This window comes from Snodgrassella alvi, assembly GCF_002777745.1.
Taxonomy (GTDB): domain Bacteria; phylum Pseudomonadota; class Gammaproteobacteria; order Burkholderiales; family Neisseriaceae; genus Snodgrassella; species Snodgrassella alvi_D.
The window spans coordinates 26,001-42,375 of record NZ_MEIO01000058.1 but is presented as its reverse complement, the minus strand read 5'-3'; the positions used below and the strand labels follow the sequence as shown (position 1 = coordinate 42,375).

Genomic DNA, 16,375 nt, shown 5'->3' with positions numbered 1-16,375 from the left:
CTTAAGTCGCTGCGCTTACTATTATCAACCTAAATTACCGGATGATTCAGTGATTATGTCGGTACTAAGTGCTATTACCGATAAGCATTTACGCTGGGGCTTTCCTAAATGTTTTAATCGCATCAGCAAGCTCGGCTATAAATGGAATCATAAACGTGTGTATCGGGTGTATTGTGAATTAAAGCTTAATCTCAGGGTAAAGCGTAAACAACGCATTCCTCCACGAAGCCCAGAAAGGCTATCAGTACCCAATAAACAAGGTGAATGCTGGTCAATGGATTTTATGAGTGACAGCAGTCGCAATCAACAGCGTTTTAGAACCTTCAATGTGATAGATGACTTTAATCGTGAGGCGTTAGGCATTGATATTGCGGTTAGTTTACCTGCTGGCAGGATTACCCGTTACCTAGATAAACTGGCCGAATATCATGGCTATCCACTCAAAATACGAGTGGATAATGGACCGGAATTTACCGGAAAAACATTCATCGACTGGGCAAAGTCACATGGTATAACCATAGATTATATTCAACCAGGTAGCCCATATCAAAACGGATATATTGAACGATTTAATCGCACCTATCGCACAGAGGTACTAGATTTATATCTATTTAATAATCTGGAACAAGCAAGAAAGGTAACCGAAGAATGGCTAACCATTTATAACACGGAAAGGCCTCATGAAGCATTAAATAATATGACGCCGATTGAATATAAAACCCTAAAACAAGCAGCATAATTTTCTACTTGAATCTTGTACTAAGTTTGGGGTATTTACAAAGGGACCCCGGGTGCGCCGCGCGTTGTCCAATGAGGGAGGGGGGTTATCGGCGACTCCTTTTATATACATACGCACAGCGCGAACCCTCAACACACGACACACTATACATAGAGCGCGAAAAATACTGCGAGGACTAAGCCAATTAATAGGAGGCGCAAGGAAACATAGAGCGCGACGTTGCCACGACACACCACCACACTGTTAAGGTATTGTTAGTATATATAGAACGTCAAAAATAACTGCTATTGATTTGATTTATTTTTGATGGTTTATGTGCGTCCACCAAAATAATATTTAGACGTTAAATAACAAGAACTTAGTTAGGGTGTCCCAAAATGCTAAACGAGTGGACACCCCTCGGGACACCCCTACACCTTGTGATTTTGAATTATTCTACACGAAAAATGTTAGGGATTTTTGTGCCGTCGCTGCGGCGATTCTAATCCCGCAATAGAAGTGTTAAGAAATATCAAAATGCCCAGCTGTCAAGGATTTGCGGAGGATAATACCGCACAAAAATAGAGAGGAAATAAACCGGTGTCTACGGAAAAATGTCTATATATATCTTATAATATAAAATAATATATATATAGCCTACCCTGTCCTGTCCACCGCGTCCATTTCCCGAAGTTTTCCCCACTCTCGCACTGTTTACATGCTGCGCGTAAAAATATCATTGCCGATTTTCGACCCTTTGCCCTGCTATCTCCCGAAAACGCGTGGACACCGTGGACACCTGAATGTCATAGTCTTTATTATTCAATTAGTTATAGCCCATTTTTAATTATTTTACGTGGACACCCTCAGGGACAGTTTAAAGTAATCAAGGACTTAACTCATCGTATCAATAATTTCTATAAGATGTTATCCCTCGTACTTCTGATACTTCGTATAGATAATTTTGTTGTATCATATATTGTCTACAATATTGTAGGCTTTGTATACTATATATAACATTGTATAAGTCATATACTGTATAATTGTTTTTCAACATTTCAATATTTCAATTGTTCTGGCTACAGCCATGTTTTTCCGGCAAATAAAGTTTTGAGAGCTGTGATAAATACTACATCTAATAGTTGGATACATCCATGATTTTTGTATATACCTATTGATAACTTGTTAAGGAATAGCCCGTTTTCCTTCAGAAATACAATATCATCAAATTAAATTTCCTTCGTTTTACACACGTATATATTTTGTACTTTCTTTCAAACTAACACTACATTAACAGCTTCACAAATAACAAATATAGTCATTTAGTTAATTTTTGTTTGTTAAAACCAATTAAATACGTTATAAATGCAAGTTCGGAATCCACGGAACTTTGACGAAAGAGAGTACAACTTAATTCAAAATAAATACAAATTCTGTTTGATTATTTTACGATTTTCAGCGTAATTTTTTTCAGAACGATAACAAATCAGGACTATCTATGAACTTACTACAAGTATTATCGCTCGTATTATTGGTTGTGATTTTGATTCTGGCTGTCTGGCGACATGTCAATATAGGTTTGCTGGGGTTTAGTGCTACCGCAGTGTTGGTTATGGCATCTGCTAAAATTGCAGATAGTTCCGCTACAGGGATGGTACTGAGCAGTAAGGAAGTTCTGCATCATTTTCCCGGTGCCATTGTCACGCTGTTAATCGGAGTATCTTTATTATTTGCCCATCTGGAAAAAAGCGGCGGTTTGAGCTGGTTTACAGATAAGGTCTACGCCAAAATGGGGCACTACACTCATGTTGTACCTTGGATTGGCTATTTTATAGGATTTGCTATTTCAACAGCCGGCGCCTTTTCTACTGCTTCAATTACGTTGCTGGTACCAGTCATTGCAGCTTTAGGCAGAAAACATCCCCGACTGTTTTTTATCTGTGAAATGGCAGCAATTATTGGTGCCAATACTGGTGCATTGTCGCCGATTAATCCTACCGGTCAGGTAATTCTCGATGCTGCTAAAAAAGCACAGGTTGAGTATAACCCGTGGCTGGTGTGGCTGCTGGGTACAGTAATCAGTATTCTGTTTGTCATTGCTTTACAGATTGTATTTCATGAAAAAAGAGTGGTTGATGCAGACAATACTGACAAGCCTGTAAAGGGTTTTCTGCTGCTTAAACCAATCAAGCAGGAAACCTGTGATACTCATCAGTTACAACCATTTTATGCAATATGCTCTACGATTGCCGTATTAATTTTTCTAATACTTGTTGTATTTGCTAAAGCCAATGTCGGCTTGACTGCCTTGACGCTGGCTGTGGTATTGATGCTGTGTTTTCCCAAAAACAGTAAGGATTTTGTGAAAAAAATTCCCTGGAATGCAGTGGTGGTTATCAGCGGCTTGCTGGTCCTCATTGGTACCATGATGCAGATAAATACTATGGATGCAGTTGAACATGGGCTGTTAAGTCTGACCAGCAGCAAAATCGCTCTGCTGTTTATGCTTGCTTACCTGACTACGTTCCTGAGTAACGTAGAGTCTTCTACCTTGGGCGTAATCAGCCTGATGATTCCGATGGTATTCACCATTTTTGGCGAATCTCCGCAAATTTCACTGATTATAATGGCCTGTGCTGCACCAGCCATGCTCAGTGTGGTTAATCCGATTCATATTGCTGGTACACTGGTAGTGAGTGTTACTGATGAAAAACAGCAGGAGACAATGTTTAAACGTTTGCTGATTGTTGCCTTTTCTACAGTACCAATTTTGCCGGGTTTGGCAATGATAGTGCCTGCGCTGATGATGTAATCATCATGCAATGACAACGCTCTGCCTGTGCGCAGAGCGTTTTATTTTCTGTGCGTCACTGAATCTGGCTGGTCTGATGATTCTGTTTTTCTGCCAATAGCCAGCTAAGCTGGCGGAAAAATCAGTTAACAACTGTTCCAGACTACGGCACAATGATCTTCTGTTTTTGATTGATACATTTGATATGCAAATTTATTTAGTTGGTGGTGCGGTAAGGGATAAGTATTTGCAACGCCCAGTGGCTGACCGCGACTGGGTAGTCGTGGGGGCTGATGCAAAAGATATGTTACAGGCTGGCTATCAGCCGGTGGGTAAAGATTTTCCGGTGTTTCTGCACCCGCAAACGCATGAGGAATATGCATTGGCACGCACAGAGCGCAAAGTAGCGGCTGGCTATAATGGCTTTACTTTTCATGCAGCAGCTGATGTTACACTTGAACAGGACTTGCAGCGGCGTGATTTAACTATAAATGCCATGGCAGAAGACGCAGCGGGCAATCTGATCGATCCCTACAATGGTCTGGCTGATTTACGCCGCGGTATTTTGCGCCATGTCAGTCCGGCATTTGCAGAAGATCCGGTGCGGATTTTGCGTATCGCCCGTTTTGCAGCCCGCTACGGGTTTCAGGTTGCGGATGAAACGATGGCATTAATGCGCCAGATGGTGGTCAGGGGCGAAGTAAATGCACTGGTTGCCGAGCGGGTATGGCAGGAGCTGGCGAAAGGATTGATGGAAAAGCAGCCTCGTTTGATGATAGAGGTTTTGCGTGCCTGCGGTGCTCTGAAGATTATTCTGCCGGAAGTGGATGCTTTATTTGGCGTACCACAGCGTGCTGATTACCATCCGGAAATAGATGCTGGTGAACATACGCTGCTTTGCTTACAGTATGCTGCCGAACATGATTATTCGCTGGAAGAACGCTACGCCACTCTCACCCATGATCTGGGCAAAGCATTAACACCTGCTGAAAAATTACCAAGCCATCCCGGACATGATTATGCTGGAATTCGGCCGGTGGAAGCAGTGAACCAGCGCTGGCAGGTGCCCAAAGCCTGTGCGCAACTTGCCTTGCTGGTTTGCAGTTATCATATCAGGTTACACAGTGTGAGCCAGCTCAAACCGCAAACGGTTCTGAATATTCTGAAAAAAACTGATGCCTTGCGCCGTCCGCAACGCTTTGCACAGATTCTGCGGGTATGTATGGCTGATATACGCGGGCGGTTGGGATTCGAACAACAACAATACCCGCAACAGCAGCATTGGCTGGCCATACAGGCTGCGGCGCTAAATATTGATGCAGCGGCAATTGCTCGTGCCACTGCTGAACCACGGCATATTGCTCAGGCAATAGATGAGGCCAGACTAGATCAAATCCGTCCCTTACAAAACGCTTATCGCCAATCTCAGTCCAACGGCTATTAACTATGTCTGTCTCAGCACTTGTAACTCAATTGTCGGAAAAATTAAATCAACACAAGCAGCTTGCTGCTGAGGTGTTCCGCCAACGCCAGCACCCGTTTGTGTATTTTCGCCAGCATACCGAGATTATTACCGAAGTGGTAACAACGCTATGGCAGGAATTCTTTGCCGGACAAGAATTATGTTTACTGGCTATAGGTGGTTTTGGCCGTGGCGAAATGTATCCGTATTCAGACATGGATATGGCTATTGTCAGCAAAAATGCGATTGATGATGAACTGCAACAGCAGATTGCCACGTTTGTACAAATATTATGGGATATTCATTTACAGCCAGCACCAAAGGTGGGCACGATTGAGGAGTTATGTGAAAGTGCACGGCAGGATTTAACAGGCGATTCTGCTCTACTGGAAAGCCGCTTTTTATGCGGACAACGGCAGCTAGCAACGAAATTTATCCATCAACTTGGTTTACAAAGGGATGTAGCCGCTTTTATTGAAGGCAAAATACTGGAGCAATGGCAACGTTACGCTAAAGCTTCAGGAGAAGCCAGTCTGCTGGAAGCTAATGTAAAAACCACTCAGGGTGGTTTACGTGATATTCATACGCTATTATGGCTGGCAAAGGTTCAGGGATTATCACCACATATTCATGACCTGATGAAAAATGCGATCTTAAACCATACTGAAGCAAAACTGTTACTCAGCTGCCAGAAACGGCTGGCAAAGATTCGCATTGAGCTGCATCTGACTGCCAAACGGGCAGAAGATAGGCTGATTTTCGATCTGCAAACACAGGTAGCGCAGAATCTGGGGTATCGTGATGATGCAACTTCTCGTGCCAGTGAAAAACTAATGCATGATTTTTACCGTGCACTAAAAGGGGTAAAACAGCTCAGTGGTATTCTGGTGCCGATGCTGCGCGATCGCGTCTATGCGGCACTGCCCCGGGTAGTAGTGGAACTTGATCAGCATTATTATCAGGTTGGCAATATGCTAGCGGTACACGATCTTGATCTTTTCCAGCAAAAACCAGAACATATTTTTACTATTTTGCGCATTGCTCAGGAACACAGCGATATTATTGGTCTCGCTCCTAAAACCTTACGTGTCTGGTGGACAGCAGCACACCAGTTGGTTAATGAAGAGTTTTATCAGAATCCGGTTAACCGCAAGTGCTTTGCCAGTTTCTTCAGACATGGAGACGGGTTAACCCATTTGCTGCGATTTATTAATTTATATGGGGTATTGGGACGCTATCTGCCTGCATGGGGAAAAATCGTAGGTTTGCTGCAACATGATTTGTTTCATATTTATCCGGTAGACGACCATATTTTAATGGTAGTACGCAATATGCGGCGTCTGGCTATGGAACAGCACAGCCATGAGTTGCCTTTTGCTTCGACTCTGATGCATACCTTTGCACGTCAGCACATTTTATATATGGCAGCACTTTTTCATGATATCGCCAAAGGACGTGGCGGCGACCATGCGCAAAAGGGTGTGTCCGACGCGCGGCGTTTTGCTGAAGATCATTTTCTGGACAAGGAAGAAAGTGATTTACTCGCGTGGCTGGTGCAACAGCATCTGCTGATGTCGACTACAGCACAGAAAGAAGATATTCAGGATCCGGAAGTGGTTGCCCGATTTAGTAAACAGGTACAAACAGTTGAGCGCCTGACTGCTCTGTATCTACTTACGGTAGCAGATATCCGTGGCACCAATCCGAAAATCTGGAACTCATGGAAAGCCAGCCTACTGGAAAGCTTATATAAAGCCGCATTGCACCATTTGAACGGTAAACAAAGCAACCGGCAAACGGCCATCCTTGACCGCCGGCAGCAGGCAATACATGAATTAAGCCAGTATCATATCAGCGAAGCACAGCAACGCGAATTGTGGCACATTCTGGGACAGGCCTATTTTGCTCGCCATGAGTGGCAAGATATCCTGTGGCATTTGTCGAAAATAATTAATTATGAACAGCAGGCACAGGCACACAGCAGGCTACTACCGGATACTGACACTTTAAAAGTAATGGTATACATGCCCAATCGTCCGAAGTTGTTTGCTGAACTGGCTTCAGTTTTCAGTGAGGCTGGTATGAATATTCTGACTGCCCGCGCTTATATTACTGATCACAACTTTATTCTGGATACGTTTATTCTGCAATTTCCCTCGATGCTCAATACAGGAGATTATCTGGCTATTCAGAATAAAACCGAGCTGACCTTGAATCAGTTTGTCAACGGTCATCTGCCGATGTCTGCGACTAATCCGGCCAAACTGAGCCGGCGCAGTCGCCATATGCCGATTGCACCGCGCATCAGCATTGATGAGGAAGATAATGCTGGCTGGTATAACTTGCACATTATCACGGCCAACCGGCGATTCTTACTTGCCAATATTGCCGCAGTTTTATCCGAACTGAACATCAGTATCCGTTTTGCCAAAATCACTACTCTGGATGAACGTGTGGAAGACAGTTTCTTGGTGTATGCACCCCAGCTGGCCGATACCCAGCAGCAATTACGGCTTAAAAATGCATTACTAGATCAGCTTCTGCTGTGAGCAGAGATAATTCGCATCATCTGGAATATATACATTACAATTACAGCAAGCAGTAATGACAGGGAGCAGGCAATGAACAGGTTTCAGATTGATAAGGATATTCTGAGACAATGGCAGCGACTGGCACAAGCACAGTTCCCGGCTCTGTGCCAGCCACGCTCGTCGCAAAGCCACAAAGGTACATTTGGTACACTAGGTATTGTGGGTGGTGCTGAAGGGATGGCCGGTTCGATTACATTGGCGGGCATAGCTGCTTTGCATTGTGGTTGTGGTAAAGTCTGGCTTGGCTTTCACCAGCCTGCTTTACCAATACCGTTACTGTTTCAGCAGCCTGAAATTATGCTGAGTACTACAAATCGGCTGCTACAACGCTCAGATATTACTGCATGGGTGATTGGCTGCGGTCTGGGAACAGAAACATCTGCTTTAACTAAGCTGACTGAATGTCTGCAACAGAACAGTGTCGTCCCTATGCTACTGGATGCCGACGCGCTTAATTTGGTGGCACAACAGCCGGCTTTGCTGAGCAGCAGACAAAATCAACAAGACATTATTTTAACGCCGCATTTGGGCGAAGCAGCACGTCTGTTACATTGTACGATCGGTGAGATACAGAATAACCGTTATCAGGCTGTGTGCTGTCTGGCCGAAAAATATGGTGCATGGGTAGTTCTGAAAGGCCACCAGAGTCTGATAGCGTCGCCCAACGGGCAGGTACAGCAAAATGAAACGGGTAATTCAGGGCTGGCAACTGCCGGTAGTGGTGATGTGCTGGCTGGAATTATTGGCAGTTTACTGGCTCAACGCATACCGCCACAACAGGCTGTTTATGCTGGTGTGTGGTTACATGGTGCTGCGGCAGACATTCTTGCAGCCAGTGAAATCGGTCCCATAGGTTTATGTGCCGGTGAAATAGCAGCAGCTGTACGCTGGCTGCGTAACCGCCTGACTGAACCAGTCTGAATACGATAAAAAAAACTGATGGCGATGAGCAGATAATGACCATCAGTTTTGGTTTTGTATTAGTTTATATATTAGCGTTTTTACGATATCGAAAACATGCTGCGTATTTATTGCTCATCTGCCAAAGCCCAGTCTACGGCGGCAGTTGCATGGATAGCAGTGGTATCAAATACCGGAACAGGACTATCAGCCTGCGACACCAGTAACATAATTTCGGTACAGCCCAGAATAATCGCTTGTGCACCTGCATCTACCAGACGCTGGATAATTTGCCGGTACTGCTGGCGTGATTCTTCTCGGATAATACCTGATACCAGTTCGTTATAAATGATTTTGTGTACGGTGTGGCAATCTGTGTCATTCGGAATCAGTACTTCCAAACCAAATTTATCTGTAAGCCGCCCTTTATAAAAATCTTGTTTCATGGTGAATTCTGTACCTAGCAAACCCACTTTGTACAGTTTTTGGCGACAAATCTGCTGTGCAGTTGCATCGGCAATATGCAGCAGTGGAATGCGCACGGTGTTCTGTACCTGTTCGGCCATGCGATGCATGGTATTGGTACAAATTACGATGCATTGTGCTCCGCCCTGCTCCAGTTGGCGCGCAGCCGTACACATGTTTTCTGCCAATTTATCCCAGCACCCCTGATGCTGCAATGTTTCAATTTCTGCAAAGTCTACGGATAACATGACGCTTCGGGCTGAATGCGGTCTACCCAGACGGTCACGTACTTGTTCATTAATCATGCGGTAATATTCGGCAGAGCTTTCCCAGCTCATGCCACCCAGTAAACCAATGATTTTCATGATATCCCTTTTGTTAGTTAAACAGCTATTTTGTCAGCAATCTGAGAATTTCTTTTGGCTGTTCAATAATATAATCTGCCGGCCAGCTTGCTGTATTATCTTGCGCACTGATATAACCCCAGTTTGCCAGTACCGTTATCATACCTGCATTGCGTCCGGCCTGCATATCACGTTCCGCATCACCGATATACAGGCAGTTTTCAGGCATCACGTTGATTTGCCGGCAAGCATAATACATTGGTTCGGTACTCGGCTTGGGTGCACTGGTCGTATCGCCGCTTACCACAACTGCTGGCGCAATACTACAACCCAGTTTTGGTACTAATCGATCGGTAAATACATGCGGCTTGTTGGTGATAATACCCCAGACTATATTCTGCTGAGCCAGCTTTTGTAATACCTCATCAATACCACCAAACAGTACTGTTTGCTCGGTGAAGTGCAGTTCATACTCGTCCAAGAAAGCCTGTCTTAAAGCGGGAAACTCGGGATTGTCTGGCCGCATCCCTGTACCCAGCTTAATCAGCCCCGCGGCGCCATGACTGGCAATCGGACGAATTTCTGCCATGCTTCTGGGTGGTAAATGCTGCTTCTCCAGTACTCTATTGAGAGCAGCACCTAAATCCGGCGCAGTATCCGCAAGCGTACCATCCAAATCAAATAACACTGCTTTAATCATGATTTTCTATCCAGTATATAATCTACATGTATTGCATTAATGCGCATGCCGATGAGCCCCCGATGGCATACAACATAACAAGTCATTACTGTGCGTATGGGCAATACTTTCTGTCTGTACGGTCACATGATGAATGCCATGCTGAAGTAATACTTCTGCCAGCTTATTTACCAGTTTTTCGGCTTCAGTAACTGTTAAAGCACCATCTACTACGATATGGCAGGATAAAGCATTCATGTTGCTGGTAATAGTCCATGCATGTAAATCGTGTACAGCTTTAATTCCGGATATCTCCAGAATCACTTTACCCAAATGTTCCAATTCAACAGTATCCGGTGTACCTTCCATTAGAATGCGCAAGGTAGTTTTTAATATCCCGATGCCACTGTAGGCAATCAGACAGGCTACCACTATACTGGCTAGCGGATCCGCCCAGCGCCAGCCAAACAGCATCATGAGTATGGCGGCAACAATTGCCCCCACAGAACCCAGTAAATCACCCAGCACATGTAAAAAGGCACCGCGCATATTGACATTATGCTCGGTTTCACTGCTGCGATACATGTACCAAGCTATGGCAATATTCACAAGTAAGCCCAGAATACTGATAATCAGCATACCACGGGTGGCAATATCTGGCGGATTGACAAAGCGACTTATTGCCTCATAGACAATCACCACTGCAATCGCCATCAGTGCCATGCCATTCACCGCAGCAGCAATAATTTCAAAACGCTTATAGCCAAAAGTCTGGCGCTGATTAACCGGGCGTTCACTCAGATGAAATGCAATTAAGGATAATGCCAGTGCAAGCGCATCTGAAAACATATGCCCGGCATCCGACAGCAGAGCCAAGCTATTGGTTAACCAGCCTCCAATAATTTCTACCACCATATATGCGCCGATAACCAGCAGGGAAATGCGTAAAACCTGTTTATCGCTACTGTGCGCACTTAAATGGTGATGGTGTGCACTATGATGATTATGTTCATGTATTTGGTTATGTTCGTGCATATAAAGCCTTTTTTAATCCTCTGATATTGGTTACAGGCTAAACTCTGACATAGGGCAAAAGTCTAACTCTTTTGCGCCAATTGTTTACAGACAGATAATTCCAGAACATCTCGCAGACACAAATATCCTTACCACTAATGAATACTTGAGTTGATTTGATAATAGCAGAAAAAAAAGGATATCTACCGGTGTTTCAATCAAGTTTTGCAGCTGGAAGCATTCATAGGCGCGAAAATGGTAAAAACTGTGCATGTTGCCTGACATTAATAGTCATAACCTTAAATTAAATTTATTTTGATAACAAATTTTTATGTCTAAATTTCGTTACAATACTTCACACTTGCATGTAAAATACCATTACCCTTTATTGATGCGATTAACCTTGACATGCAGTATCGGATTAAGGGGATTATAGCCAATTCAGATTAACTGAAAAGAATGCACATTCAGCAATGTAATATCAGGGCAAATCCTTACCCTGTCTGAATTACAAACTTTAAACTCATAATGTGTGAATATTAATTCTTAGCGTATCAATAATATGCTGATAACAGCATTATTCGACTGCAATCCTGTTATTGCAACAGCAGGCGTATAGCTTTCTTATCAGCATCCTGCGATATGCATAAACATGAATTAACTGATTCTAAAAATAAACTTTTCTACTTAGTTTTGTTTGGCGCAGTTTAACAATCACTCTCTTTTGACTGTTCATTTGCTTCATGTTTAGCTTTATTTCCATCGAATTCGGTCTGTCGTTTATCGCTTTTTTTTGTCTGTACTGGCTTTTAAGTGCCAAACCACAGCTGCAAAATCTGCTTTTGCTGTGTACCAGCTATCTAATTGTTTATCTGAGCGGGCAAGCGCAGGCATTGATTGCCTTATTAATATTCACCGTATTCATTTATGTCATTGCTATTCGGATTAATCACAGCAGTAAGCCCAGAATATGGCTGATAACTGGATGCATTATTACGCTGTTGAATCTGATATTGTGGAAATACTTCGATTTTTTCCGTACCTCGCTGGGCAACAGTCTGGATATGCTCAGATTGAATACCGGTTGGCTGGCAGAGGTTATATTACCGCTGGGCTTATCCTATTATTCATTTCAGGCAATCAGTTATCTGGTTTCCTTGTATCAGGGGCGCAGCCGCCAGACATCAACTGACAGGCATTTTTCCCTGCTCGGTCTGGCTTTGCATCTGGCATTTTTTCCTACCATCACTGCTGGCCCGATAGCGCGTGCCTGTGATACACGCGGGCTAACAGATATATCCGGCAAATCCTGTGGCATGGTGGCACAAATACATACTTCGGAACGCCGCCGAATTCTGGCACCCACTTTGGCACTATGCCTGATTGTAATGGCATTAATGAAAAATTGGTGGTTATCAGGCTGGATTGCCGACAACTGGGTTGATCCGGTATTTGCCAATCCCATGCAGTATCAAAGTCTGGAGATACTGGCAGCCATTTACGGCTATACCGTACAGCTTTTTTTCAATTTTTCCGGCTATAGTGATTTGATGGTAGCCATAGGGCTGCTGTTAGGATTTCGTCTGCCAGTAAATTTCCGCGCGCCGCTACTGGCTCACAATATCCGTGAATTCTGGCTGCGCTGGCACATCAGTCTGTCCACATGGATACGCGACTATATTTATATTCCACTTGGTGGCAGCCGGCACGGTACGGCACGTACTCAGCTCAATTTGCTGATTTCCATGGTCTTATCCGGTATCTGGCATGGCAATGGCTGGCATTTTCTCATTTGGGGACTATTACACGGTGCCGGCATGATCCTGCTTAATATAGGCGACTTGCTGCATTCCCGCCTGCGTCATTGTACGCTGGAGCAGGCGCGCAACGGTTTGAGTAACAGTGGCAAAGCAGGCAAAATCATCAGTATTGTGCTTACGGTACATTTTGTGTGTTTCTGTTTTGTTTTTTTCCGTGCGCCAACCCTTAATGATGCCTTACTCCTGTTACATGCACTGCTATACAACCATATTAATGTGCCACTGAGTACTAATCCATTTTACTTTTTTAGCCTGTTGTTACTGGCATGGGTACTGTATCCATTGCTGGCAAAATTCATCACCCTGTTATATGAGCGTGCTGATACCTTACCTCGCTACAGCCTGATTCTCCCTTTATTGCTGTTACTGGTTCTGGTATTAATCTGCGCGCCGGCTGGTATCCCGGGATTTATCTATGCCAACTTCTAAATACCGTCGTCTGCCTTCTTATCAAAACCACAACCAGCAAAGAAAATACAGCCAGTTTGAGTACATGCCCGTGGTTAGCCTGAAAACAGTCACTACCCTGCCTATGGTAGTTATCAGTGAAGAACCGAAAACTGAAGTACAGGTAGACAAAAGTAACAAGCAGCAATTTCGCTTTGTTTTTCTCGCTTTAATGATTACTGCCAGTGTTTCATTATGGCTGATGCAGAATTCGGTAGCGGCTTATTATCAGCAGACTTATCATCAGAATAGTATTTTATCAAAATTGAAACAGCAGCGTTGGTGGCAAAGCGGCGCACAGGCAGGCATGATGCTTAATGATGGCATCGGCTGGCTTAATCAGAATATTGCCACAGCCAACCACAATATTATTACTGCTTTTAATAAGCATTATGCTTACGCTGATGATGACAAGGCCAGAATACAGCAACAGGCACAATTAGCCGAACAGCAACGTCAGCAGATACTGCAAAAGGCAGCAAGAGAAAACAGTATTAAAGCAGCCTTTACTCTTACTTCTACCGATGAAGTATTTTTTGCCGGTGATTCACTGATGCAAGGTGTGGCACCACATGTGCAGAAATGGCTCAGTGAAGATTATGGTATTAAAACTATTAATCTGAGCAAGCAAAGTACCGGACTTAGCTACCCCAGCTTTTTTAACTGGCCGCAAACCATTGCCCGTACTTTGAATGATAATCCCCACATCAAGATACTAGTAGTATTTCTCGGCCCGAATGATCCGTGGGATATTCCCGATCCGCATAATGGCAACCACTTCATCAGCTTTGCATCAGCCCAATGGGAAAACATGTACCGCAGCCAGATTAAAGCCATTATGGATACAGCCCAGCAACACAGGGTAACCGTTTTATGGCTTACACCACCGGATATGCGCCGAAATAAGCTTAATGAACAAATGGTCTACCTGCGGGAAGTGATGGCCGATGAAGTAAGCAAAAATCACGGCCATGTAGTGGATACCCGAGCTATGCTAGGTAGCGATGGTGATAAATTCAATGATACAGTAACCGAATCAAATGGAAAGAAAATCAAAACCCGCAGTGCAGATGGTATTCATTTCACCATATTAGGACAGAAAATTATTGCTAGAAATATTTTTAACCGCTTTAACCTGCCGGCACAACCTGTTGAAAACCATGCATCAAATGTACACTAAAAAACATTTTGCTATTCTGAGCTGCTACTTGTGGGTAATGGCCTGCTCAGCTGATCCAGCGCCGGTACAACACGGCCACAATCGAACCCCTAACCACGCTGTACAACTGGTTCAGGCTCTACAGAAAAAAAGCCTTAACATTGTACAACTAGGCGATTCTCATACAGCGGCAGATTACCTGACAGACGCCGCCCGCATACGCCTACAACAGCAGTTGGGCAATGGTGGCCCCGGCTGGGCAATGCCCGCCCAGTTTCCCGGTATGCGGCTGGCGCGCTTCGCCTATCAGAATCAGGGCTGGCAAGCCGTATCCAGCCGCACGGAAACCAGCCAGAACTATGCCCTTGGTGGCCTGATTGCTACCCCCTCTGTCGGTGCGGAGATGACCATCAAAACCCGTGAACCCGAAGCAGAGCAAACGGTTATTGTCAGTATCCGACAGGGAAAGAATGATGAAGATTTAACAGTTACCGACAGTAACGGCCAGCAGATTTTGCTTTCTGCACAGCCTAAAGATAATAAGTGGCATTTCAGCCAGTTTAATGCGCGTTTTCCGATTACGATTAAAGCAGGCATGAATTTTCAGACTGCCATCGGCGGCTGGTGGGCACGAAATCAAAACCGGCAGGGAGTAGTGCTTTCCGCACTGGGGATTAACGGTTTTCAGCTCAATCAGTGGAACCGCTGGAATACACAGGCATGGCAGCAGGAGTTGAATGTGATTGCGCCAGACCTGATTATTCTGGCTTTTGGCACAAATGAAGCCTATAACGGGGTGGAAATCGAAACAGTTAAGCAAAATCTGCTGGAAACAATTACCCAGATTCGTATTGCTTCTCCCAATAGCGCCATTATGCTTCTGGGCGCGCCGGAAAGCCTGAAAAGTACTGCCGGCTCCTGTGGTGAACGCCCGGAAAAACTGACTGAACTACAAATAATGCAAAAAGAAGTGGCACAAAGCCAGCATACTTTTTACTGGGACTGGCAGGCAGTTATGGGAGGTGAATGCAGCATGAAGTCATGGATAAATCAAGGACTTGCTCGCAGTGATGGCGTCCACTTTACCTCCAGTGGTTATCAGCGTCTTGGCGAAGCACTGGCTGACAGTATTCTGGCATTACGGAAACAACATTAATCCTGTTTAATACCAATAACACCATTTCTGGCTGATAAAGTCAGAAATGGTGGATTTTTTATCTAGTCTGTTTAACGTTCAGCCAAACCCTGCTGGTGCAGAAATGGCAAAATCTGCGGACGTACCGGCTGAGCAAAATTATTGGCTACGGCCTTACTCCAGTTTAGATCCAGTCCACTGCGTTCACGGTAATACACCGTGAGCTGTTCATCATAAGCAGCCAGTTTGGCTGGGTCGAGAGGGCGATAGCGGTTTTCACTCACCAGTGTATCCAGCGGTAAGCGCGGCCGATACATCGGGTCTTGTGCCGGATGCCCCAGGCACAGCCCAAACAGGGGGAAAGTTAACTGTGGCAATTCCAGAATTTCGGCGGCCCGTTTCACATCATTGCGCAGAGAACCAATATACACCCCGCCCAATCCAAGTGATTCAGCAGCCAGCAGACAGTTTTGCGCCATAATACCCGCATCAACCGCACCGATAATCATCCCTTCGGTCCAGTCTAGCTGCGCTTCAGGAAAGGCAAGTTTATGTCTGGTGTAATCCACACAAAATACCCAGAATTCAGCTGCTGTGCGCACATATTTCTGATTGGCAGCAACTTCACATAAAGCTGCACGCTTTTCCGTATCCGTTACGCGAATAATGTGTGTGCTTTGCATAAAACTGGATGAAGACGCAGCACGACCTGCTTCCAAGATGGCTTCACGCTGCTCATTTGTTAATGCCTCCTCAGTAAATTTACGGATAGATCGGTGGCGGTAAATAGTCGGCAATGTAGCCGCACTGCTTAAATCGGAGTGGTAACTCATCATAATTCCTTAAGTTG

Annotated in this window: 12 protein-coding genes; 8 read left to right on the top strand and 4 right to left on the bottom strand. The window is 44.6% G+C overall.

The genetic code is table 11. The features are described 5' to 3' along the window. The 5 genes from BHC51_RS10270 to BHC51_RS10250 all read left to right on the top strand — a co-directional run. Nucleotides 1-739, top strand: a 739-nt coding sequence (locus BHC51_RS10270; RefSeq protein ID WP_143558833.1) for an IS3 family transposase, incomplete at its 5' end; no start/stop codon positions are given. A gap of 1,477 nt (nucleotides 740-2,216) precedes the next feature. Then, a complete protein-coding gene (locus tag BHC51_RS10265) occupies nucleotides 2,217-3,530 on the top strand; it encodes an SLC13 family permease (protein ID WP_100153961.1) in 1,314 nt (437 codons plus the stop codon). A 184-nt stretch (nucleotides 3,531-3,714) separates the two neighbouring features. After that, complete coding sequence (locus tag BHC51_RS10260) at nucleotides 3,715-4,953, top strand: multifunctional CCA addition/repair protein (RefSeq protein WP_100153960.1); 1,239 nt, start codon at nucleotides 3,715-3,717, stop codon at nucleotides 4,951-4,953. A gap of 2 nt (nucleotides 4,954-4,955) precedes the next feature. Beyond that, entirely contained in the window at nucleotides 4,956-7,520 is a 2,565-nt protein-coding gene (glnD, locus tag BHC51_RS10255; RefSeq protein ID WP_100153959.1) for a [protein-PII] uridylyltransferase, read from the top strand. Nucleotides 7,521-7,592: 72 nt separating this feature from the next. Next, nucleotides 7,593-8,483 (top strand): NAD(P)H-hydrate dehydratase, encoded by an 891-nt coding sequence (locus tag BHC51_RS10250; RefSeq protein ID WP_100153958.1) that lies wholly within the window; start codon nucleotides 7,593-7,595, stop codon nucleotides 8,481-8,483. A 107-nt stretch (nucleotides 8,484-8,590) separates the two neighbouring features. Here the strand turns inward: BHC51_RS10250 and BHC51_RS10245 are convergent, their stop codons facing one another. Genes BHC51_RS10245 through BHC51_RS10235 form a run of 3 tightly spaced genes read right to left on the bottom strand, consistent with a single transcriptional unit; the run spans nucleotide 8,591 to nucleotide 10,985 of the window. Continuing rightward, a complete protein-coding gene (locus tag BHC51_RS10245; RefSeq protein WP_100098907.1) occupies nucleotides 8,591-9,292 on the bottom strand; it encodes an aspartate/glutamate racemase family protein in 702 nt (233 codons plus the stop codon). A gap of 25 nt (nucleotides 9,293-9,317) precedes the next feature. Then, a complete protein-coding gene (locus tag BHC51_RS10240) occupies nucleotides 9,318-9,971 on the bottom strand; it encodes an HAD family hydrolase (protein ID WP_100153957.1) in 654 nt (217 codons plus the stop codon). Between the two features lie 36 nt (nucleotides 9,972-10,007). Further along, nucleotides 10,008-10,985, bottom strand: a complete 978-nt coding sequence (locus BHC51_RS10235; RefSeq protein WP_100098905.1) for a cation diffusion facilitator family transporter — start codon at nucleotides 10,983-10,985, stop codon at nucleotides 10,008-10,010. A gap of 722 nt (nucleotides 10,986-11,707) precedes the next feature. Here BHC51_RS10235 and BHC51_RS10230 point away from each other — a divergent pair. The 3 genes from BHC51_RS10230 to BHC51_RS10220 are packed head-to-tail and all read left to right on the top strand — an operon-like array spanning nucleotide 11,708 to nucleotide 15,546. After that, nucleotides 11,708-13,213: an MBOAT family O-acyltransferase gene (locus tag BHC51_RS10230; RefSeq protein WP_100098904.1), complete on the top strand. Its 1,506-nt coding sequence runs from the start codon at nucleotides 11,708-11,710 to the stop codon at nucleotides 13,211-13,213. Then, nucleotides 13,200-14,411, top strand: a complete 1,212-nt coding sequence (locus BHC51_RS10225; RefSeq protein ID WP_100153956.1) for an SGNH/GDSL hydrolase family protein — start codon at nucleotides 13,200-13,202, stop codon at nucleotides 14,409-14,411. Before BHC51_RS10230 ends, BHC51_RS10225 begins: the two co-directional genes overlap by 14 nt. Continuing rightward, nucleotides 14,401-15,546 (top strand): GDSL-type esterase/lipase family protein, encoded by a 1,146-nt coding sequence (locus BHC51_RS10220; RefSeq protein WP_180296486.1) that lies wholly within the window; start codon nucleotides 14,401-14,403, stop codon nucleotides 15,544-15,546. The genes BHC51_RS10225 and BHC51_RS10220 overlap by 11 nt, the downstream gene beginning before the upstream one ends. 71 nt (nucleotides 15,547-15,617) lie before the next feature. Here the strand turns inward: BHC51_RS10220 and nfsA are convergent, their stop codons facing one another. Continuing rightward, the gene (gene nfsA / locus BHC51_RS10215; RefSeq protein ID WP_100124386.1) at nucleotides 15,618-16,358 is read right to left on the bottom strand and encodes an oxygen-insensitive NADPH nitroreductase; all 741 of its coding nucleotides are present in this window, start codon (nucleotides 16,356-16,358) and stop codon (nucleotides 15,618-15,620) included. Nucleotides 16,359-16,375: the final 17 nt, after the last annotated feature.

What these genes read in the sequence shown, in the direction of transcription:
- BHC51_RS10230 (WP_100098904.1), top strand. Translation starts at nt 11,708, where the DNA reads ATGTTTAGCTTTATTTCCATCGAATTCGGTCTGTCGTTTATCGCTTTT.
- BHC51_RS10265 (WP_100153961.1), top strand. Translation starts at nt 2,217, where the DNA reads ATGAACTTACTACAAGTATTATCGCTCGTATTATTGGTTGTGATTTTG.
- glnD (WP_100153959.1), top strand. Translation starts at nt 4,956, where the DNA reads ATGTCTGTCTCAGCACTTGTAACTCAATTGTCGGAAAAATTAAATCAA.
- nfsA (WP_100124386.1), bottom strand. Translation starts at nt 16,358, where the DNA reads ATGAGTTACCACTCCGATTTAAGCAGTGCGGCTACATTGCCGACTATT.
- BHC51_RS10250 (WP_100153958.1), top strand. Translation starts at nt 7,593, where the DNA reads ATGAACAGGTTTCAGATTGATAAGGATATTCTGAGACAATGGCAGCGA.
- BHC51_RS10260 (WP_100153960.1), top strand. Translation starts at nt 3,715, where the DNA reads ATGCAAATTTATTTAGTTGGTGGTGCGGTAAGGGATAAGTATTTGCAA.
- BHC51_RS10240 (WP_100153957.1), bottom strand. Translation starts at nt 9,971, where the DNA reads ATGATTAAAGCAGTGTTATTTGATTTGGATGGTACGCTTGCGGATACT.
- BHC51_RS10245 (WP_100098907.1), bottom strand. Translation starts at nt 9,292, where the DNA reads ATGAAAATCATTGGTTTACTGGGTGGCATGAGCTGGGAAAGCTCTGCC.
- BHC51_RS10235 (WP_100098905.1), bottom strand. Translation starts at nt 10,985, where the DNA reads ATGCACGAACATAACCAAATACATGAACATAATCATCATAGTGCACAC.
- BHC51_RS10225 (WP_100153956.1), top strand. Translation starts at nt 13,200, where the DNA reads ATGCCAACTTCTAAATACCGTCGTCTGCCTTCTTATCAAAACCACAAC.
- BHC51_RS10220 (WP_180296486.1), top strand. Translation starts at nt 14,401, where the DNA reads ATGTACACTAAAAAACATTTTGCTATTCTGAGCTGCTACTTGTGGGTA.